Source organism: Nannocystis punicea, assembly GCF_026965555.1.
Taxonomy (GTDB): domain Bacteria; phylum Myxococcota_A; class Polyangia; order Nannocystales; family Nannocystaceae; genus Nannocystis; species Nannocystis punicea.
In genome coordinates this window covers 3,132,344-3,153,475 of sequence record NZ_CP114040.1, presented here as the reverse complement: position 1 = coordinate 3,153,475, position 21,132 = coordinate 3,132,344, and the positions used below count along the sequence as shown (strand labels likewise).

Annotated in this window: 15 protein-coding genes; 5 read left to right on the top strand and 10 right to left on the bottom strand. The window is 71.4% G+C overall.

Going from position 1 to position 21,132, the window contains the following annotated elements:
• Window positions 1-8 precede the first annotated feature (8 nt).
• Both O0S08_RS11985 and O0S08_RS11980 read right to left on the bottom strand, forming a co-directional pair.
• Window positions 9-902, bottom strand: coding sequence for a hypothetical protein (locus O0S08_RS11985; protein WP_269039222.1), 894 nt, complete (start codon window positions 900-902; stop codon window positions 9-11).
• 131 nt (window positions 903-1,033) lie between these two features.
• Window positions 1,034-1,939, bottom strand: coding sequence for a hypothetical protein (locus O0S08_RS11980; protein ID WP_269039221.1), 906 nt, complete (start codon window positions 1,937-1,939; stop codon window positions 1,034-1,036).
• 138 nt (window positions 1,940-2,077) lie between these two features.
• Between O0S08_RS11980 and O0S08_RS11975 the strand changes: the two genes are divergently transcribed.
• Entirely contained in the window at window positions 2,078-2,731 is a 654-nt protein-coding gene (locus O0S08_RS11975) for a 2-hydroxychromene-2-carboxylate isomerase (protein WP_269039220.1), read from the top strand.
• 1 nt (window position 2,732) lies between these two features.
• Here O0S08_RS11975 and O0S08_RS11970 read toward each other — a convergent pair whose 3' ends face one another.
• Both O0S08_RS11970 and O0S08_RS11965 read right to left on the bottom strand, forming a co-directional pair.
• The gene (locus tag O0S08_RS11970) at window positions 2,733-5,966 is read right to left on the bottom strand and encodes an efflux RND transporter permease subunit (protein ID WP_269039219.1); all 3,234 of its coding nucleotides are present in this window, start codon (window positions 5,964-5,966) and stop codon (window positions 2,733-2,735) included.
• A 33-nt stretch (window positions 5,967-5,999) separates the two neighbouring features.
• Window positions 6,000-7,253, bottom strand: a complete 1,254-nt coding sequence (locus O0S08_RS11965; protein WP_269039218.1) for an efflux RND transporter periplasmic adaptor subunit — start codon at window positions 7,251-7,253, stop codon at window positions 6,000-6,002.
• 493 nt (window positions 7,254-7,746) lie between these two features.
• Between O0S08_RS11965 and O0S08_RS11960 the strand changes: the two genes are divergently transcribed.
• Together O0S08_RS11960 and O0S08_RS11955 are read left to right on the top strand one after the other, a co-directional pair.
• A complete protein-coding gene (locus tag O0S08_RS11960) occupies window positions 7,747-9,213 on the top strand; it encodes a serine/threonine-protein kinase (RefSeq protein WP_276082626.1) in 1,467 nt (488 codons plus the stop codon).
• Window positions 9,214-9,221: 8 nt separating this feature from the next.
• The gene (locus O0S08_RS11955; protein WP_269039216.1) at window positions 9,222-11,255 is read left to right on the top strand and encodes a carotenoid oxygenase family protein; all 2,034 of its coding nucleotides are present in this window, start codon (window positions 9,222-9,224) and stop codon (window positions 11,253-11,255) included.
• Between the two features lie 101 nt (window positions 11,256-11,356).
• Here the strand turns inward: O0S08_RS11955 and O0S08_RS11950 are convergent, their stop codons facing one another.
• Complete coding sequence (locus O0S08_RS11950; RefSeq protein WP_269039215.1) at window positions 11,357-12,049, bottom strand: hypothetical protein; 693 nt, start codon at window positions 12,047-12,049, stop codon at window positions 11,357-11,359.
• 346 nt (window positions 12,050-12,395) lie between these two features.
• Complete coding sequence (locus tag O0S08_RS11945; RefSeq protein WP_269039214.1) at window positions 12,396-12,836, bottom strand: hypothetical protein; 441 nt, start codon at window positions 12,834-12,836, stop codon at window positions 12,396-12,398.
• A gap of 548 nt (window positions 12,837-13,384) precedes the next feature.
• Between O0S08_RS11945 and O0S08_RS11940 the strand changes: the two genes are divergently transcribed.
• A complete protein-coding gene (locus O0S08_RS11940) occupies window positions 13,385-14,170 on the top strand; it encodes an SDR family NAD(P)-dependent oxidoreductase (RefSeq protein WP_269039213.1) in 786 nt (261 codons plus the stop codon).
• A 134-nt stretch (window positions 14,171-14,304) separates the two neighbouring features.
• On the opposite strand, the gene O0S08_RS11935 is transcribed toward O0S08_RS11940, so the two are convergent.
• Window positions 14,305-15,678, bottom strand: a complete 1,374-nt coding sequence (locus tag O0S08_RS11935) for an MFS transporter (protein WP_269039212.1) — start codon at window positions 15,676-15,678, stop codon at window positions 14,305-14,307.
• A 534-nt stretch (window positions 15,679-16,212) separates the two neighbouring features.
• Here O0S08_RS11935 and O0S08_RS11930 point away from each other — a divergent pair.
• The gene (locus O0S08_RS11930; RefSeq protein WP_269039211.1) at window positions 16,213-17,322 is read left to right on the top strand and encodes a hypothetical protein; all 1,110 of its coding nucleotides are present in this window, start codon (window positions 16,213-16,215) and stop codon (window positions 17,320-17,322) included.
• A 249-nt stretch (window positions 17,323-17,571) separates the two neighbouring features.
• Here the strand turns inward: O0S08_RS11930 and O0S08_RS11925 are convergent, their stop codons facing one another.
• The 3 genes from O0S08_RS11925 to O0S08_RS11915 all read right to left on the bottom strand — a co-directional run bounded on the left by O0S08_RS11925 (window position 17,572) and on the right by O0S08_RS11915 (window position 21,084).
• Window positions 17,572-18,480 carry a hypothetical protein gene (locus O0S08_RS11925; protein WP_269039210.1) on the bottom strand — a complete coding sequence of 303 codons (909 nt, stop codon included), beginning with the start codon at window positions 18,478-18,480 and terminating at the stop codon, window positions 17,572-17,574.
• Window positions 18,481-18,697: 217 nt separating this feature from the next.
• Entirely contained in the window at window positions 18,698-19,801 is a 1,104-nt protein-coding gene (locus O0S08_RS11920) for a DNA ligase (protein ID WP_269039209.1), read from the bottom strand.
• A 95-nt stretch (window positions 19,802-19,896) separates the two neighbouring features.
• Entirely contained in the window at window positions 19,897-21,084 is a 1,188-nt protein-coding gene (locus tag O0S08_RS11915) for an LBF_2804 family protein (RefSeq protein ID WP_269039208.1), read from the bottom strand.
• Window positions 21,085-21,132 lie beyond the last annotated feature (48 nt).

Genomic DNA, 21,132 nt, shown 5'->3' with positions numbered 1-21,132 from the left:
GGGTCTTCTCATTGGTCGAAGTCGTACGCGACCGAGTATTCGACGCACGCGTCGGCCGGGGCCTGGTCGACGCGGATGAACAGCCGCGCGTTGTTGGGGTTCAAGATCCCCGAGCAGCCGAGGTTGAAGTCGACGTCGCCGTCGCCGCAGCAGCCCGGGCGGCCGCTCGGCGAGTCGGCCTCGGTGGTGCCGTTCGGACAGTTGAAGTCGGCGTTGCCCTGGTCGCAGTCCGCGTACACGCACAGGCGCACGTCGTCGCTCGCGGTCAAGGTGTGCCCGGTGTTGGGGCCGATGATGCAGAGCCCGCTCCAGATCCCGTGGTACGAGAACCAGTCGGCGTCGCCGTCGCCGTCGAGCACGCCCTCGACCGTCTGCGCCATCGCGCCGCAGCCCTGCTCGCCGAGGTCGATCGCGCTGGCCTCGCTGTTGTTCGGCTCCGGCCCCGGGTCGTCGCAGGTCGCCCCTTCGGTGGTCGTGTCCTCGCCCGTCGACGTGCTCGTGGTGCTCGTCTCCTCGGTCGTCGTCGTCCCCTCCGTCGTCGTCGTCCCCTCCGTCGTCGTCACGCCCTCGGTGGTCGTCGAGGTCAGCGTCCCGTCGCTGTTGGAGTTCGAGCCGCCGCCCTCGCACTCGCACGGCCCGTAGCTGTTGCCGTCGGCGTTGCACTCCTGCGAGCCCATGTTGCCGTTCGGGCACGTACACCCGGTGCTCGACCCCGGCACGCACAGGTCGTCGCCCTGGGTCGTGGTCGGCGTGACCGTCGTCGTCGTCGACGGGTCGGTGCTCGTGTCGGTGCCGGTCTCGGTGCCGGTTTCGCTGGTGCCTTCGGTGGCGTTCGGCACGGGCACGCCGCCGCACGCCGCGGCCGCGAGCGCAGTGAGGAGGACGAAGTGAGACTTCCGCATGCTCCTTCGAGTATCACAGCAGCGGACCGCTCGCGCGTGCATTCCCCCGGGCGCCGGCGCTCCGACGACACCGCCGTACCCCGGCCCGCGAGCATTCGCGGGTCGGGGTACGCGAGCGGATGCGACCCGCTTCAGCCCTCCGAATAGCTGTACTCGACTTCGTAGTCGACGCAGGTGTCGGCCGGCGCCTGATCGAGGCGGACGTAGATCTGGGCGTTTTCTCCGCCGCCCATGCAGTTGAGGCCGAAGGTCAGGTCCCCGTCGCCGCAGCAGCCCGGGAGCCCGCCCGGCGAATCGTTGTTCGTCGTGCCGTCCGGGCAGTCGAAGTCCGGCGTGCCCGCGTCGCAGTCGACGAACACGCACAGCCGCACCTCGTCGCTGGCGGTCAACGTGTGCGCCGCGTCCGGCCCGCCGAAGCCGCAGAAGTTGCCCCACTCGCCATGGTACTGGAACCAGTCGACGTCGGCGTCGCCGTTCAGCACGCCGGTGATCGTCTGCGCCTCGTCGTTGCAGCCCTGATTCTCGAGGTCGACCGCGCCGTCCTCGTCCTCGTTCGGCTCGGGCCCGGGGTCGTCGCACGCAGGTCCGCCGGTGGTGTCGGGCTCGGTGGTGCTGGTCGACGTGTCGGTGCTCGTGCCCGGATCGGTGCTCGTGCCCGGATCGGTGCTCGTGCCCGGCTCGGTGCTCGTGACCGGCTCGGTGGTCGCGTCGGGCCCGGTCGTCGGCGTCGAATCACTCTCGGAGTTCGACCCGCCGCCCTCGCACACGCACTCGCCGTAGGCGGTGCCGGCCTGATTGCACACCTGCGCCCCGGCCCCGCCGTCGGTGCAGACACAGCCGATGCTCTGGCCGGGCACGCAGCCGTTGCCGCCGCTGTTCGAGGTCGATGGATTGGTGCCGGTGCTCGTATCTGTGCCGGTCCCGGTGTCGGTGTCCGCGCCGGTCTCCGTGTCGGTGTCGGTACCCGTGATGTTCGGCACCGTCCCGCATCCGAACAGGCCGACGGTGGTGAGGAAAAGGAATGAGGCGATCCGCATTTTTGCCCACTACCACACCGCGGACGCCTCCTGAAGCCGCAGGGGCCCGCGCAACCGTCTTCGCGGGCCTCGCCGGATCATCCGCATTCGCTGCGCGCGGGGGCTCCATGACGCATTCTCAATTGCTAACCTCCGGACATGGCCGACACGCTCGAGTTCTTCTTCGACGTCATCTCGCCTTACGTCTACCTCGCCGACGCGATGCTGCCGGGGCTGCGCGAACGTCATCCCGATCTGACGATCGTCCATCGTCCGATCCTGTTCGCCGGGCTGCTCAAGCATTGGGGGCAGCTCGGCCCGGCCGAAATCCCGGCCAAGCGGGTGTTCACCTTCAAGGACATCCTGCGCCGCGCCGCCGAGCAGGGCGTCCCGCTCCGCGGGCCCGCCTCGCACCCGTTCAATCCACTCACCGCGCAGCGGGCCATCCTCGCCGCCGCGCCCGAGCAGCGGGCCGCGGCCACCACCGCGATCGCCCGCGCCGGCTGGGCCGAGGGCGCCGAGCTCGGAGATCCAGCCGCCATCGTCGCCGCCCTCGACCGCGCCGGCCTGCCGGGCGCCGCCCTCGTCGCCCGCGCCGGCGATCCGGACATCAAGGCCGCCCTTGTCGCCGAGACGGAGCAGGCGATCGCCCTCGGCGTGTTCGGCGTGCCGAGCTTCCTCGTCCGCGGCGAGCTCGTGTGGGGTCAGGACCGCGTGCGCGACGTCGAGGCGATCCTCGCCGGCCGCGACCCGGTCACGCCCGACGCGATCGATCGGCTGCTGACCCGCCCCGCGTCAGCCAATCGCCGCTGATTCACACGTCGATCGAGTACTTCTCGAGCGACTCGGGCGCGCGCGGCGGCGGCGGCGGCGGCTTGCCCTTCACCAGGTCCCACCACGCCCCCACGCCTGCGCGCACGTCCTCGACCGCGAGGTACAGCGCCGGCACGAGGACCAGCGTGATCCCGGTCGCGAACATCACGCCGAAGCCGAGGCTGATCGCCATGGGGATGAGGAAGCGGGCCTGCACCGACGGCTCGAGGATCATCGGCATGAGGCCGAAGAAGGTCGTCACCGACGTCAGCAGGATCGGCCGGAAGCGGCGCACGCCGGCGGAGATGACCGCGTCGAAGTGGCCGAGGTTGCGGCTGCGGCGGAACTCGTTGGTCGCGTCGATGAGCACCAGCGAGTCGTTCACGACCACGCCGGACAGCGCCACCATGCCCATCATGCTCATCATGCTCAGCTCGTAGCCGAGCAGGATGTGGCCGCCGATCGCCCCGACCAGGCCGAACGGGATCGCCGCCATGACGATGAGCGGCTGCACGTAGCTGCGGAACGGGATCGCCAGCAGGGCGTAGATCGCCAGCAGGGCCATCAGCGCGCCGGTCTTCAGGCTGCCGAACGACTCCGCCTGCTCGCGGTTCTCGCCGCCCATCTGCCACGACAGGCCGGGGTACTTCTCGGGCAGCTTGTCGAGCAGCTCGCTCTTCAGCTTGGCGTTGACCATCCCCGGCGTGGCCTCGCCCTCGCGCAGCTCGGCGGTGACGTGGACGATCCGCTTGCCGTCGGCGCGCTCGATCGACGGCCAGCTGCGGCCGCGCTCGATCACCGCCGCCTCGTTGAGCGGGACCTCGCCGCCCTGCGGCGTGCGGATCAGCAGCTCCTCGATGTCGTGCTCGCTGCGCCGCTCCTCGAGCGGCAGGCGGGCGATCACCCGCACCTCGTCGCGGCCGTCCTGCTGGCGCAGCGCCTCGGCGCCGTAGAACGCCCCGCGGACCTGGCGGGCGATGTCCGTCGACGTGAGGCCGAGCGTGCGCGCCTCGGGCGTCAGCGTCAGGTCGAGCTGCGGCTTGCCGAGCGCGACCCCGTTCTCGACGTCGTGCACGCCGGCGTAGCCGCGCAGCGCCGCGGAGAGCTCGTCGGCGGCCCGCTCGAGCACGTCCTCGTCGACGTGGCTGAGCTCGACGTCGACCGGCTTGCCGGCGCTCGGGCCCATGTTGGCGCTGAAGTTGATCGTCTTCGCCTCGGGCACCGGGCCGACGCGCTTCCGCCACTCGGCCGCGAAGTCGCCGGTCTTGAAGTCGCGCAGGTCGCTGGGGACGAAGAACACGCGCACGTTGGCGACGTGCCCGCCGGACGCGCCGCTCGAGCCGCCGGGGCCCATCACCGGCCCGCGCGAGCCGACCTGGGCGAACACCCCGCGCAGCACCGGGTCGCCGCCGTACTCCTTCACCACCTCCTGGGCGGCGCGGACCAGCCGCTCCTGCACGCGGCGGGTCTGCTCGACCGACGAGCCGTAGGGCAGCTCGACCGCGGCAGTGACCACGTCGCCCTCGATGCCGGGCAGGAAGCGGAACCCGATCAGGCCCGTCGCCACGTAGGTCAGCGTCAGCACCAGCGTGGCGAAGCCGAGCGTCAGGGTGAAGTAGCGGAAGCGCAGCGCGGCGCGGGCGAGCGGCGCGTAGACCTTCTCGATGAAGCGGTCGAGGCCGACCACGAAGCGCTGCTGGAACTTGAAGATCGCGCCGTAGACGCCGCCCTCGGGCTTGGTGAGGTGGCCGAGGTGGGCCGGCAGGATGAACAGCGACTCGACCAGCGAGAAGATCAGGACCGTGATCACGATGATCGGGATCACGTTCATGAACTTGCCCATGAACCCCGGCAGGAAGAAGAGGGGCGTGAACGCGGCGACCGTGGTGAGCACCGAGAACACCACCGGGATGCCGACCTCGCGCGTGCCGCCGACGGCCGCCTCGATGTACGACTCGCCGCGCTGGGCCCGCTCGAAGATGTTCTCGCCGATCACGATCGCGTCGTCGACGACCATGCCGAGCACGACGATGAAGGCGAACAGCGAGATCATGTTCACCGACACCCCGAGCAGCGGCATCAGGAACAGCGCGCCGAGGAACGACGTCGGGATGCCCCACGCGACCCACAGCGCGACGCGGATCTCGAGGAACAGGCTCAGGCACAGGATCACCAGGATGAGCCCGCTCTGCGCGTTGCGCATCAGCAGGTCCATGCGCTGGGCGTAGATCTCGGACATGTCCTGCCACTGGGCGATCTTCACGCCCTCGGGCAGCTGCCCCGCGTGCTTGGCGGTCAGCTCGCGCACCGCCTCCGCGACCGCGAGCGGCTTCTGCGAACCGATCCGGTACACGCGGATCATCACCGCCGACATCCCGGCGAAGCTGGCCGACTCGTCGGTCTCGGCGAACGTCTCGCGCACGCGGGCGATGTCGCCGAGGCGGACCTCGGTGCCCGCGGGGCCGGTGACCACCGGGATCTCGGAGAACCCGCGCTCGTCCTCGCGGCGCTCGTCGGTGCGGACCAGGACCTCGCCGGTGGCCGTCTTGACCCCGCCGCCGGGCAGCTGCAGCGACGTCTGGCTGACCTTCTGGGCGATCTGCTCGAGCGTCAGGTTGTGCACCCGCAGCTGCTCGCGCGGCACCTCGATCGAGATCTCTTTCTTCGGCGCGCCGGCGAGGTCGGCCTGGGTGATCCGCGAATCGGAGAGGTAGACGTCGCGGGCCTGCTCGGCGATCCGGCGCAGCACCCGCAGGTCCTGCTGGCCGTAGACCACCATCGAGATCACCTCGGAGCGGTTCGTGACCAGGCTGACGACCGGGCGCTCGGCGTCCTTGGGCAGCGACGTGATGCGGTCGACCGCGCTCTTCACGTCGGCGAGCACCTTCTCGTCGTCGGCGTCGATCGTCAGCTCGGCGTTGATGCGGGCCGAGCCCTCCGACGCGGTCGCGACCACGCGCTTGACCCCGTCGATGCCGCGGACCGCCTCCTCGACCGCGAGGACGATGCCCTGCTCGACCTCGGCCGGGCTCGCGCCGGGGTACGGCACGCTGATCGAGACCATGTCGAGCTCGGTCTCGGGGAACACCTCCTGCTTGACGCGGCCGGCCATGAGCAGGCCGCCGACCAGCAGGAGGATCATCAGCAGGTTGGCGGCGACCGGGTTCTTCGCCATCCACGCGATCGCGCCGCTGCCTGCGACCATGCCGGACGAACCTGACGAATTCGAGTCCATGGCGCTCCTCGCTGCGTCCGCAGTGTCTCGGGTCTATTGCTTCTTCGGCGGGGGCTGGTTCGCCGCGATGAGCTCCGGCGAGTCGCCCTCGATCGTCACTTGCATGCCCTCGGTCGGGGTCGCCAGCGGCGTGGTCACGACCGCCTCGCCGGAGGCCAGCCCGCGCGCCAGCACCGTGGTCGCCGAGCGCCACACCACCTCGATCGCGCGCAGCGTCAGCTTGCCGTCGACCACCAGCCACACCTTGTCGTCGTCGACCAGCGCCACCCGCGGGACCTCGGTGGTGTCGGCCAGCGGCTGCCCGGCCAGCTCGACCCGCACCGAGCTGCCGAGCAGCAGCGGCAGGCGCGGCGTCGGGGCGGCCGCGGCCGGCGCGTCGCTGACCTTCGGGACCTGTCCGTAGAGACCTGTCCCGAGAGGATCGGGCACCGCGACCAGCAGCCGGGCCATGCGGCCGCGGGCGTCGACCTGGCCGAGCAGGCGCTCGACGTAGCCGTCGCGCTCGATGATCACGCCGGCGCCGGCGTCGTGGATGACCCGCGCCGGCGAGCCGCGCTGGCCGGTGCTGTTGACGCCCGGGATCTCCAAATGCACGAGCTGCGACACCGGCACCGCGATCTCGACCCAGTAGCGGTCGATCGCCACCAGCGTGGCCAGCTGCGTCTGCGTGGTGACGACCTGCCCGAGCTCGACGGTCGCGTCGGTCACCATCGCGTCGAACGGCGCGCGGACCATCGTCCGCCCGAGGTCGCGCCTGGCCCGGCCGAACTGTTCACGCGCCGCTTCGACGTTGGCCTGGGCGCTGCGCACGTGGACGTCTCGCAGCGCGAACTCGCGCGCGTTGTCGGTGAGCGCCTCGCTGCGGCCCTGCCACTCGTATTCGGCGACCGACTTGCGCCCGCGCTCGTCGGCGAGGGCGACCGAGGCCTGCTCGAGCGCGGCGCGCTGCGAGGCCACCTGGGCCGACACGTCGCGGGCGTCGATGCGGATCAGCGGGTCGCCGCGGCGGAGCAGGCCGCCGGGGAGCAGGCCGTCGCTGCGCTCGACGACGCGGCCGTTGACCTCGGAAGTGACGCGCAGCTGATGGACCGGCTTGACCTCGCCGAGGCCGCGGACGGTCACCGGATGGGCCCCCGGCTGCGCCCGCTGCACGACCACCGGCACCGCGCGGCGCTCGCTGGCCACTGCCTTGATCTCGGGCTTCATGCCGCGGATGACGCCCATCAACGCGAAGGCGACGGCGATGACGATGACGATCAGGACACCTTGGGCCAGCCTTCGCTTCATCGTCGGGGGGGCTCCCTTTGCCCGTGGGGCATAGCGCGGGCGCCTCCGGAAGTACATCGTTTCCTAAAAGCCCTTGACGTCGGAAACCTCCGGTCCGGCGGCGAAACCGGCGCCGCGTCTGGCGGACGCCTTCGCGTGGACACTGGGGGTTTTCTCTTGCGTCCGCGGGACGATCTCGCGCCGCCCGGCGTCGCGCTGGGGTAGTCTCGGCGAGCACGCCGAGGGGTCGGGCTCGGGCGACGGACATGACGCGAGACCACGGCGACAACAAGCGCGGCCCCCTCGCCCCTGGGACCAAGTCCGAGCCCGACTGGCGTGACAGCTACGCGGCGGCGTTCCCCGGCAGCTCGGCCGACGAGGTCACGGTCGACACGCTGGCCAACATGTCGGCGCTGCCGGACTCGTCGCACGGCCCCGACACCGACGCCGAGGACGAGCTGTCGGAGCCGACGCGGCGGCCCGGCTACCTCGGCGAGTCGGCGCGGATCGGCAAATACGCCGTCCTGCGCCAGCTGGGCGAGGGCGGCATGGGCGTCGTCTACTCCGCCTACGACGAGGAGCTCGACCGCCGCGTCGCCCTCAAGCTCATCCGCCCCGGCCGCGACAACAGCCCGGCCAACAGGCGCGCATGCAGCGGGAGGCGCGGGCGATGGCCCGGATGTCGCATCCCAACGTCGTTCAGGTCTACGAGGTCGGCCGCTGGGAGCAGCAGGTCTACCTCGCCATGGAGTTCGTCCAGGGCCGCACTCTCGGCAGCTGGCTCAAGGCCCAGCCGCGGACCTGGCAGCAGGTCCTCGACGTGATGGTGCAGGCAGGCCGTGGTCTGTGGGCCGCGCACCAGGCCGACATCGTCCACGGCGACTTCAAGCCCGACAACATCCTCATCGACGAGCACGAGCACGCGCGGGTCATGGACTTCGGGCTCGCGCGCGCGGCCCCGCGGACGGAGCCGGGTCTCAGCGCCTCGGGGCTGCGACGCGACGCCGCAGCGGCAGATCCCGGGGTGAGCCGCGCCAGCCTGACGGGCGGCGCCGTCGGGGCCGTCGGCGGCGAGCCGGAGCACCGCCACACTTCCGAGCCCGACGACGGCGTGCCGCTGCCCGACCCCGGCCGCAGCCAGGGCGGGCGGGTCGCCGGCACCCCCGCGTACATGGCCGCCGAGCAGCACGCCGGCCGCCAGCCCGACGTCCGCACCGACCAGTTCAGCTACGCGGTCACCCTCTACACCGCGCTGTACGGCCACCACCCGTTCGCCGGCGGCAGCCTGCTCGAGCTGGTGATCAACGTCAGCGACGGCAAGATCCGCCCGCCGCCGGTCGACTCGCCGGTGCCCGCGGGCGTCCACGCCGCCATCGTCCGCGCCCTCGACCGCGACCCCGAGTACCGCTTCCCCGGCATGGGCGACCTGCTCGACGCGCTGAACCGCGGCTCCGGCCGCGCCCGCGACCCCGAGTTCGACCTCTCGGTCGCCCGCCCGCAGCGGGTCATGCTGTCGATGATCATCCCGGCCAGCATCCTGGCGATCACCGTCGTCCTGATCATGTACAGCCCGGAGGGCAGCCTGCTCCCGTCGGCGGCCAGCAACGCGATCGCCGGCGCCGTCATCAACGTGGTCCTGTTCGGCCTCATCTTCGCGTTCCGCGGCTCCTTCTTCAAGAACACGATCAACCGCCGCGTCATGGCCTGGCTGGTCGTCTCCTCGCTGGCCATGCTGGTCCACCGGACGGCCGCCGTCGTGCTGGGCACCCCCGTGGCCACCACCATGGTCAACGACCTCTTGATGCTCGGCGCCATCGCCACCATGGCGGGCATCGCCATCGAGCGCTGGATCTGGTACGCCGCGGGGGTCATGCTCGCCGGCGCCCTGCTGTGCGCCGCCTTCCCGGCGGTCTCCTCGCTGATCCTGGTCGGCTCGCTGGTGGGCGTGTTCCTCCTCGCCTTCCGCTTCTGGAGCCGCTAGTCCGCGCCATGTCCATCAGCGCCCAAACCTTCGCCGAGCGGGTCGAGCGGGGCCTGCTGCACGCCTACCACGGCGACGTCGTCGACCACGCGTCGCGCTACGCCGTGCGCACGGGGCATTACCCTTCGGACCTGTCCGGGAGGACATTCACCACCGTCTTCCCGTACCAGGCCATCCACGAGCACCACGAGCTCAACGTCAACCCGCACATGCTCACCGCCAGCGGGCGGCTCTTGATCCTCGACCTCGAGCCGCACCGCGACGGCGGCAACGTGTTCATCCGCGCCGCCACCCGCTTCATCGAGAACCAGAGCTGGCACCTGCGCAAGCTGGCGCCCGAGGCGTTCGTCCGCACCGACTTCGCCGAGTTCTCGTGGTTCGGCACCTCCAACCTCACCAACACCTCGCCGATCCCGACCTTCCCGGTCGGCGCCCACGACGGCAAGGCCGGCCGGCGCCTGCTCCTCTCGTACGACGCCGGCCGCCCGGTCGAGGTCTCGCCGAAGACGCTCGCGCACATCACCCCGGTGGGTCGGCCCGGCGACTATCACACCGCCGTCGGCAGCTCGTTCAGCCCGATGATCATGACCACCGGGCACCCGGTGTACGACCCCGACTTCGAGCCCGGCAAGCCGCGCCTTCTCTACACCAACATCGTCCCGCGGGTCGCCGACTTCCTCCACGTCAACAAGCCGATCCGCGCCGACCTCTACATCACCACCTGGGACGGCGGCCCCGCCCCGCCGACCCCGCCGATGCGGGTCACCGTCGACGGCCAGGGCGTGATCCTCGGCCACGCCAGCGTCCACCAGATCTGCCTCACCCGCAATTACCTGGTCGTCTTCAACGCCAACCTGGTGCTCAACACCTCCTCGCTGGTCGAGCCGCTCACGCCGCTGCTGTGGAAGTGGCTGGTCGAGAGCCGCACGATCGAGGTCCCGCGCAACCTGCGGGTGCTGTACCGCTGGCTGCGGATCCGCCTGCGCGAGGCCACGCCCGACCACGTCTGCCCGGTCTACTTCATCCACAAGGACGACATCCGCCGCGCCCTCGCCTCCGGCGCGCGCGAGCTGCCGGCCAGGCGCGTCGACCTCATGTGGGAGCTGACGCATGCGGTGACCGACTACGACGACGACGGCGACGTCGTCACGATCTTCGCCCAGCACAACATCGGCGCCGACCCGGCCGATCAGATGGAGGCGGGCGACCGCTTGATCGGCGGCGGCATCGTCCCCGACAGCCTGCTCGGCATGTTCTCGTCCGCGACCGACCTCAACCAGGTCCGCCGCCACGTCGTCGACCTCCGCCGCGGCACGGTCGAGACCCGCGCCTTCCCCCACCCCGACGACCGCGAGCACTTCGCCTACGGCCTCAACATCCTGCCGCCGCTGCAGCTCTCGCCGTACCTGTCGGAGCACGACACCTCGGACACGCCGAACCTGCTCCGCACCTGCCGGCGCCTCGACGCGACCTACTGGGTCGCCGGCGGCTGGCTGCCGCAGACGATGAGCGCGCGGGTGTTCGCCAACTTCCGCCGCGGCCGCCCCGACGACGCCTGGCCGCCGCGCCGGCTGGTCCCGGTGCCCGAGTTCATCGAGCGGATCTCCGATCCGGACAACACCGTCCGCTTCTACCGCCTCGACCACGAGATGCGGCTCGACAGCGCCTACACGTTCGAGCCCGGGTGGTTCATGGCGGCGCCGATCTTCGTGCCGCGCCCCGGCAGCCAGAGCACCCGCGACGGCTACATCGTCGCCCTGGTGTGGAGCCCCGACCACCCCGACATGGAGATCTGGATCTGGGACGCCGCCCAGCCGCTCGACCGCGGCCCGATCTGCACCCTCGGCCCGGGCCCGCACGAGCAGGGCATCCGCCCCGGCTTCCCGCTGCACAGCGCGTGGGTCGACCGCGGCGGCATCGACGAGTGGGAGCGCCCGCCCTACGAGGTGCCGACCATCGAGATGCCGACGTACCTGAAGCTGCTCGAGCTCGGCACGATCGGCGCCGGCGTGCTGCGCCGGCTGTGGCAGCAGACGCGCTGAGCTGTCCCTTGGGACATCCTGTCCCGAAGTACATGTTTCGCATATCCTCCTGAAAGCCGTCAGGACGACGGATCGCCCCGCGTCGCGTCGATGCGGGCGGCTCACCGACCGCGCGAAGGACACGCGCGCCGCGGGGGGTTCAGGTCGGCCGGCGTCGCCGTCACCTTCACCGGCGGCTCGCGGTCGCGCGAGATCCACACCCTCCACGCCGATCTACGGACGACGCCCGGCTCCCACGTCGACACCTGCGGCACCCGGTACACTGTCTCGCTCCCGCGCGCGGTCGGCCGCCCGCGCTCGTCGTACAACACCACGTGCAGGCGACAGACCGGCGTCCGGCCGTCTTCCACCGGCGCGCGCGGGAACAACACCAGCACCTCCTGCTCGTGGAGCCTGCCTTGATACGACTTCGTCCCGCGGACCACCGCCTCGGCCCGCCGCGTCTCGCCGCCGCAGCGCAGCCACACGCGCGCCGCGGCCGGCCGCTCCGCTCGCCGCGTCTCGACCGCGAGGTAGAACCAGCGGCCGAGGATCACGTAGCTCAGGTCTCGCCCCTCGGTGTACGACTTCTCCCTGAAGCCTCCCCAGTCCGTGACGTGGTACTCCCGCACGGTCCACCGCCCCGTCGAGTCCACGGTCTCGCCGGGCGACTGCGCACAATCGCAGTGCACGAGCCGGCCGCGCTCGTCCTCGCAATACACCGGCGTGACGGCCGCGCAGCCGAAAGACGACAGCGCCAGCCACACGGCCGCGACCGCGCCCCCGGGGAGGCCGCGCACCGTCAATTCGGCCATCCTCGCCGCTCGTCCGCCCAGGCGCCGCGCGTCCCGCTCTCGACCCGCTCGAACGGCCTGGCGCGCCGATTCGTCGCCGACTCCGAGCGATCGAAGAATGGATCGTCGAGGTCGCCCGTACCGCGCTCCCCACGACCGCGCCCGTCGCTCCCTCCCGCGGGTGGCGGCACCTCCTGGGTCGGGACCCGCAGAATGACCGCGACGCGACGCATCCGTCAGTCATAGCCCGCCTCGCGCGCGGGACCAACCCGACGTCGGAACGCGTTCCGACGACCCGCCTGAGCACCACCTCCTCCTCGCGTCGAAGTCGCTCGGACGCCTCGCCCCCCGCGGCCGCCGCCGCTCCTCACAGCTGGCCCTCGTGCATGTGACAGTTGCTGCACGAGAACCCGGTCGGGGCGGCCTTCGGATCGTACACCGGCACCTCGAGCAGCTCGGCCATGTCCGGCCAGACCTCCTCGGCCATGAAGTTACTCCACCGCAGGTGCTCCGGGTCCTCCTCGAGGTACTCGAAGAACGCCTCCTCGCTGGCGGGGAGCAGGGGCAGCTGCGGGCTCGGCATCGCGAACGAGCCGTCGCTCGCGCCCTCGCCGTGGCAGGTCGCGCAGGTCATGCTCTCGTACTTCGCGTCGAACCGGACGAACGTCTCCTGCATCTGCGGCAGCACGACCTCGCTCATGAACTCGTACCGCTGCGCGAAGTTCATGTCCTCGTACGAGGTCGGCCCGTCCGGCCCGCTCTCGCACGCGGCGACGAACAAACACGCGACCCAAGAGATGCGCTTCATGACCATGTCTCTCTCCTCCTTGCCCGGTTCCACCAGCACGTCGAACGGGGCCCCGTGGAATCGACACGGTCCGAAAACTTTTTTTGAGCGCCGCCGCAATGCGCGGATCTGCTTGCTGCTGCGAGCTCTGCCGCGCACCTCGATCCCCCGCCCGCGCGGCGGCCCGGACGCCATCCTTCGTCGCCGCTCTCGTCGCAGGACAGACGTGGCGAGACGGCGGCCCCGCATGCAGCGGCAGCGATGGCCGATGGATCGCCCGGATGCGCCAGCAGCGATTCACGCACGAGCTCCGGGTACTCGCGCGAAGCAAAACCCTGGACGGCCGTGCGGGACCACGACGCGCTTGCCCACCCGGGACGCCGCCAGGCGTCCTTCGTCACGGTTCTCATCGCCGAAGCGACCATGACCGCGCCCCGTGACGTCGGCGTTGCGAGACAGCTGCTCCACGGTCGAGCCCGCTGAGGCGCGGACGGCTCGCCGAGAGGTCGCGAGCGCCCCACGCCCGCCGTCCTGTCAGATCGGCCCGAGGGTAGGGTTAGCCTGACCGCATGACCGCACGTCCGCCGCTCGCCCTCGTCACCGGGGCCAACCGTGGCCTCGGCCGCGAAGTATGTCGCCAGCTCCGCGACCGGGGCTACCGGGTGATCTTGACGGCCCGCGACGCCGAGCGCGGCCGCGCCGCCGCCCACGAGCTCGGGGTCGAGTTCCTGCAGCTCGACGTCAGCGACCCGGCCAGCGTCGATCGGCTCGTCGCCGAGGTGCGGCGCCTCCACCCGGAGGGCCTCGACGTCGTGGTGGCCAACGCGGGCGTGGCCCTCAACGGCTTCGACGGCAACGTCGCGGCCACCACCGTCGACACCAACTACTTCGGGGTCCTGCGCGTGGTCGAGGGCCTGCTCCCGCTGCTGCGGCCCGGGGCGCACCTCGTCCTGGTCTCGAGCGGCGTCGGCCAGCGCGACCTGCTGTCGGCCGAGCTGCGCGCGCGCCTCGACCTCGAGACGCTCACCCGCAGCGAGCTGTCGGCGCTGATGCACCAATTCGTCGCCGACGTGCAGGCCGGGCGCCACCGCGAGGCCGGCTGGCCGGGCACGGCCTACGGCACCTCGAAGATCGGCGTCACCGCCCTGGCGCACCTGCTCGCGCGCGACCTCGCCGACGACCCGCGCCGCCTCGACGTGGTCGCAGTGTGCCCCGGCTGGGTGCGCACCGAGATGGGCGGCCCCAACGGCGAGCGCACCGTCGAGATCGGCGCCTCCAGCATCCTCAGCGGCCTCGACGTCCCCCGCGACGCCCCCCACCGCTTCTACCGCGACGGCGCGCCCGCCAACTGGTAGCCCGCGCTCGCCAGGCCCCGAGGACATGTCCGTTCAAGCATGTCTTCCAGGACATGCTCTCACTCGCCCGCGCGCTCGTCGGGCGCCCCTCGACATGTCCCCCAGGACATGCTCTCCGAGCCAGCCTGCGCCGCTCACCCCGGGCGGTGCCCGGCCGCCGTGATCCCGGCCCACAGCCCCGGCCGACGCGCGTGGCCGCGGTCGCCCGGCTTGAGATCGTCGATCTCCGGGGTGCGCCAGATCAGCAGCACCGCCCCGGCGAGCAGCAGGATCAGCGTGAACACGCCGACCCCCAGCTGCACCGCCAGGCCCGGCCCGCCGCCGAGCTTCACCGCCAGCCAGTCGCCGAGCAGCGCCGAGAGCACGCTGCCGACCGGCATCGCCCCGAACATCGCCATGTTGAACAGCGACAGCACGCGCCCGCGCATCACGTCGGGGGTCAGCAGCTGGACCGAGGTCATCAGGCTCGAGAAGGCCCAGATCCAGAAGAAGCCCGACACGAGCAGGCAGGCGGCGGCCCACGCCGGTTCGGTCAGCGCGCAGTAGAGCGTCATCGACGCCCCGGACATCAGCAGCGCCAGGGGGATGATGTGGTGCCGCGGGTACCACGACGGCAAGCGGCCCAGGGTCAGCCCGCCGAGCACCGCCCCGGCGCCGACCGCCGACAGCATCACGCCGTAGGTGGCCTCCTCGGCGTGGTAGACCTCCGACACGAACAGCGGCAGCATCCGCTGCAGCGGCGCCGCCAGCATGCTGAGCAGGAGCAGGCCGAGCATCACCTGGCGCGCGCCGACGTGCTCGCGGACGAACCGCAGCGCCTCGCCGACCTCGCGCCACGGTTTGTGCGCGCCCGTGCTGGCCGGGGGCGCCGGCGCGGTCGAGTGCACCGCCCACATCACGCCGACGAAGCTGAGCGCGTTGAGGGTGAACAGCAGGGTCGCGCCCCACTTGGCCATCAGGACACCTGCGAGCGCCGGCCCGGCCACGCGCGCGAGGTTGAACTGCATGGCCATCAGCGCGATCGCCTGCGGCAGCTCCTCGCGCGGCACCAGCCGCGGGCTCAGCGTCTGCCAGGCCGGCGTGTTGAACGCCATGGCGATCCCGTTGACGAACCCGAGGCCGATCAGCACCGGCGGCGTGGCCCAGCCGAACGCGTGCGCCACCGCCAGCAGGGCGGCGATCGCCATCATCGCCACCTGCGTGATCAGCAACATCTTGCGCCGGTCGACCCAGTCGACCAGCAGCCCCGCCGGCAGCCCGAAGATCAGCATCGGCCCCAGCTGCGCGACCGCGAGCGCGCCGAGCATCATGGTCGAGGAGGTCTGTTCGGCCATGAGCCACTGGACGCCGACGCCCTCCATCCAGGTGCCGATCGACGAGCCCATGGCTCCGAGCCACACCCGGCGGAAGCCGACGTGGCGCAACACTCCGCGCCACGGCAAACCCGGCGCGTCGCTGGGCAGGCCGACCTGCGACGCGCTCGGATCGACCTGCAGGTGCTGGACCACGGCGCGAGCATAGCGTGTCGCCCGAGCCCGCGCCGCCGGGCCTTCTCACATGAACTTTCGGACATTTTTCAGGCGGGCGCGCTCGGGCGCTCGCGGCCGACCTCCGCGTCGTGGTCGCGACGGCGGCGATGTGCCACGCTGTCGTTCGCGGCCTCGCCGCCCGCCGACGCGCAACGCGCAACTCGCCCGACCGCAGCGCGCCCACGCGCCCGCCCTCTCGGACATGTTTTTAAAAATAAAGCAGCAGCACCGTCCCGCCGCGCCCTGGCCACCCGCGGGCGGTCCGCTGCTCGCTGCATGACTCCTCGGACATGCCCCTTCGAACAGCAGCACCCCCGCCGCGCCAGGCCGCCCGCGAGCGGTCCGCTGCTCGCTGCATGACTCCTCGGACATGCCCCTTCGAACAGCAGCACCCCCGCCGCGCCCTGGCCGCTGGCGAGCGGCCTGCCATTCTCCGCATGATTCTCAGGACATGTCCCTTCCAACAGCCTCGCCACGCCCCATGACCGCCCCCGCCGACACCCGCACTAGCCCATGACCTCCCGGCCCCGTTCGCTCGCGCTGCTGCGGCTCCTGCCGCTCCTGGCCGCCGCCGTCGCCCTGGCCGGCTCCCGGCCTGCACGCGCCTGCGACTGCATCCGGATCGGCCCCACTTTCCATCCGCCGTACGTGCCCGAGGCGTTCGCCGCCGCGGTCACGACCTCCGAGGAGGTCGCGGGCTTGACCTGCCGCCCCGCCAGGCGCGGCAAGCTCGCGTGCACCTGGACCGCTCGTTACGCGCTCACCCGCGCCGTCGCCACCGACATCCCGCTGACCTTCGCCTACCCGACCGGCGCCGACATCGTCATCCGCCTCGACGGCGAGGTCGCGGCCAGCTCGATCGCCGCCCTCGACCCGCGGTTCGGCATCGACCAGCGCGAGCTGTTCGTGACCTGGCCCGCGGGACAGGCGAGCCGCACCGTCGTCGAGATCCGCGCCGAGCTGGTCCTCGGCACGGCGATCTGCGGCTGCGACCGCGCCAGGACCACCAATCGCCGCCGCCACCCGCTCGTCTCGCCGGCGAGCCTGCCCGACTACGCCGTCGTCTACCAGCCGCAGGAGCAGCCCGAGAGCATGCGCCTCAGCCTCGACTTTCGCCGGCCCTGGCGCGAGTACAAGCCGGGGCTGTTCCGCGGCGGCAAGGGCCGCCGGATCACCCGCGACCTCCGCAAGGACGACGACGACCCGGCGACCTTCGCCTTCAAGACCCCGCTCCGCCTCGACCCCGGGGGACCGATCGCCGGCGTCGGCCTCGGCTTCTCGCCCGAGGGCCTGCGCCCGCGCCTGCGCCTCGGCTGGGAGCTCGCGTGGCCGCAGGTCCTGGTCCACAGCCTGGTGATCGAGACCGACGCCCGCGCCCGCGTGGCCGTGATTCCGGCGTGGGAGCTGACCTACCCGCGGATCCCCCACCCCATCATCCCCGACAGCGGCATCGGCGTCGGCGTGCCCGTGCAGCTGGCCCCGCTCGCCCGCCCCGGCGTCCGCGTGTTCGCCCGCCTCGGCTGGTTTTGGTGCCACGTGCTCGGCACGTTCGACATCTACCCGGCCTTCCGCGGCGCCCCGCCCGAGCGGCTCGGCTCGTTGATGCTGCAGTTCGGGCTCTGATCCCGCCGCGCCCGCCTCGCGCCGCAGCTATCAATAATGTCCTTCGGGACATGACCATCACGACATGCCCACCGGCACACCTGCCACCCGCGTCGGCGCGCCTCGCATCCGCCTGACTCTTCGGACATGCCCTTTACGACATGTCTTCTGCGCCCGCTCGCGACGACGCCCGCCGCACTCGGGGGAGTGAGGCGGGCGCTATCGGGCCGTCAGGCCGCCGTCAGGCGTGGTTGGGGGATCGGAAACCGCTCACTTGGAGCCGGCGCACTTGGCGTCGGCCTTGGTGATCCAGCCGTCGAGCTCGGCGTCCTTGAGGTTGTACTTCTTGACGGCCTTGTAGACCTGCTCGACCTGGTACTCGCAGATGAGCATCTTGTCGACCTGGGCCGGCAGGATCTTCTTGCCGAGGTCGACGTAGCAGCCCTTGGCGACCTCCTGCAGCTTGTTCTTGGCCCAGTCCGAGGTCAGCTTCTCGAGGTCCTCGACCGCCATGCTGCACTGGAAGGGCACCTCGTTGGTGCCGCCGTCGAGGTTCTTCTTGGCCTCGTCGAGGGCCTCCTTGGCGCGCTTGCCGGCCTCGACCTCCTTGCACAGGGCGTCGGCCTTGGTCTTCTCCTCGGGGGACACCTTCTCGGCGGTCGCCTGGAGGTCGAAGCACTTGCTGAGGCCGTCGCCGCCGCTGTCGCGGATGCCCTCGAGCTCCTTCGTCGCGGCGTCGATCGACTTCTTGAACAGGTCAGCGCACAGCTTCTTGACCTCTTCGTCCTTGATGTCGCTGTACTTACAGGACGACAGGGCGTCCTCCATCTTCTCGCCGGTCTTGAGCGCGCCCTCGACTTCCTTCTTGATCCGGATGGCCTGCTTCTTGTCGCTGAGCTCCTGCTGGCACTTCTTGTACTCGTCGCAGGCGCTCTTCTTGGCACACTCGAGATCGGCCTTCTCCTCCTCGGGGTCGCGGTCCTTCTTCTCGCGGCAGTCCTTCATCACGAGGTCCTTCAGGCCCTCGACGAGCGCCTTCTCTTCGGGCGAGGCACACTCCACGGCCTTGTTGAAGACCGTCGAGCAGTAGTCGCCGCCGCCGCACCCGGAGGTGGAGGACATGCCGAGACCGAAGGCCACCAGGCCCGAGGCGAAAAACATGCGGTTGAACGTGTTCATGGAGTGTCCGTGGGGTCTTTCGTGCGTGGTTGGTCTGTGAATTCGCAGGTGCGCGGCGGCGAAAGTCAAAACCTGGGGGGTGAGGATCAATTCGACGGACGGCCCTTTGTTCAGGGCGAATTCGCGCTGCGCAAGTACCATATTTGCGCGGCGTAGACAACTCCGGCCGCTCGCCCCCGAGCCCGCTCACCCCCGCAGCAGACCTCCACGGACGACCTCAGCGGCTCGCCTTCTTCGCCGCCGCCGGGCCTGGCTTCCAGGCCACGTCGTGGCGGACCCCGACGTACGACGGGAAGCGCGGGACCCCGGCGTCCGACAGCTCCTGGTAGCGGAACGTGACGATCGTGCCGACCTCGGGCGGGTCGTTGCGCTCGGCGTCCGACAGGCCGGTGCCGAGGGCGAACCGCGTCCCGTCGCGGAGCTCGACCAGCAGAGCCCCCAGCCGCCCCTTGTGCTTGCCGGTGCCCGCCTGATGCCCGACCACCCGCGCCTCGTCGTCGTGGAACCGCTTCACCTTGAGCAGCGTGTGCGAGCGACCGACCTCGTAGCGCGAGCCGGGCCGACGCAGCATCAGGCCCTCGCCGCCGAGCGCTTCCACCCGCATAAGCTCACGCTGCAGGTGCTCCGCGCCCGCGCAGATCTCGTGCGCGTGCGCGCTGGCGAACCCCGGTCGGCGCCGCTCGAGCTCCGCGTGATAGTGGCGCATCCGCGCCTCGAAGTCGCCGTCGTGCCCCGGCGCGTCGAACACCAGGAACCGGATCTGCCGCCACGCCTCGCCGCCGTCCTGCCGCCGCACCACGCTCACGGTCCGCTGGAACGCCTTGCGATCGAGCCACAGCTCGCCGTCCAGGGTGAAGTCGGGCAGCCCGGACGTGAACCACCCCGGCGCGTGATAGACGTTGCCGAGCCGCGACACGAACCGCTTGCCGTCCCAGTAGGCCCGCACGCCGTCGAGCTTCTCGCTCATCCACCAGCCGGTGGGGTCGACCTCGGGGTCGTACACGTGCGCCAGCAGCAGCGGCGGCGCCTGCTCGCCGGCCTCGTCGCCCTCCTCCGAGCTGGTCTTCGGGCCAGCCTTGCTGGCCTTCGAGACAGCCGGCTTGGGCGCCGCCGCACCCGCCGGCGCGCCGATGCGCGCCAGCTCGACCGCCTCGCCGCGCAGCCCCTTGAGGTGCTTGCACGTGCGGCGGTCGATCGGCCCGCCGGCGTTACGCCAGGCCGGGCAGGAGCACGAGTACACCCCGCCGACATTCTTCAGCACGTACGGCTTCGCGCCGGACCCCTTGACCTCGACCGAGTCCCCATCTGCCAGATCGGGCATGTCCCATCCTTCGCCTTCGCGGCGCGGCGAGACTACCCGCTCGCGGCGATCCGCGGCAGATCGGGCCGCCGCGCGCTCATGATCGATATCGAGCGCTACGGCGTCAGCAGGTCGAGCATCTTCGGCGCCAGCTGATCGCCGGACAGCAGCGCGCGCTGCAGCACCAGCACCTGGATCCGCGGCGGCGGGCGGCCGCACACCCGGAAGGCTCTGGTCATGATCGCGCGCTCGGCCTGGCGCACCCGCCCGTCGAGGACGCAGGCGATCACCAGCGTGTGCAGGGCCGCCTTCTGCTCGGCGGGCAGCAGCCGGCGCAGGCACTCGATGAAGCGCGGCACGTCGTCGAGCGCCTCCGCGTCTGTCTCTCCGATCCTGTCCTTCAGGTCATCCAACAATTCGATCAGGTTCGGGTGGAAGTCGCGCGAGCGGACCACCGCGGTCCCGATCGCCCGCATCAGCGCCTCGCGCAGCCCCGGCGACGGCTCCGGGTGCGGCGCCAGGACGAAGCCGAGCAGCTCGGTCGCCGCCGAGGGGCCGATCGCCCGCAGCCTCGCCTCGCGCAGCGCCCGGCGGCACACCAGCGCGTCCCACAGCGCGGTGATCGGCACGGCGACGAACGGGATCCAGGCCCGCAGCGCCGCGCGGCCGAACACCCGCGTCAGCAGCGTGCGGGCGACGAATTTGGTCAGGCTGACCTTGGCCTTGTAGACCAGCGTCGCCAGCAAGATCCGCAGGCGCGACGCCTCGCGCCGCGGGTCGATGCCGAACATCGGCCGCGGCGGGTTCGGGATCTCGAGCGCCGCGCGGGCCAGCACCGCCGCGAAGATCTCGTCCTCGTCGTCGCCGTCGTCGCCCTCGTGGCGGACCACGTCCTGGCCGGCCTCCTTGGCGCGGAACAGCGGCAGCCCGGCCGCGGCCGCCAGCGCGTGCACCGAGTCGATCGCGTTCCAGTAGATCAGCGACAGCTCGATCGCCACCAGCGGCAGCGCGGCGATCAGCGTGAACAGCAGGAACTCGATCCACGCGCCCCAGCTGGCGGCGCTCGGGTCGTCGCCGAGGAGCGGCTGCAGGGCGACGTTGGCGATCGCCCCGAGGCCCGCGCAGACCGCCCCGACGAGCGCGGCGCGGCCGACCGCCAGGTACTCGATGCGCCGCAGCGCCCGGCGCTCGTCGGGGTTGAGGAAGTGGACCGCGTCGCGGGAGTCGGGGCACGCCGCCTTGCCCGCGCGGCGCTTGAAGTACCGCACGGCGAGCGCCTCGACCACGCGCCGCTTCTGCGTCACAGGCTCGCGATGCTAGCGCATCCGCGGCGGCCGCGTCGGCGCGCTGGC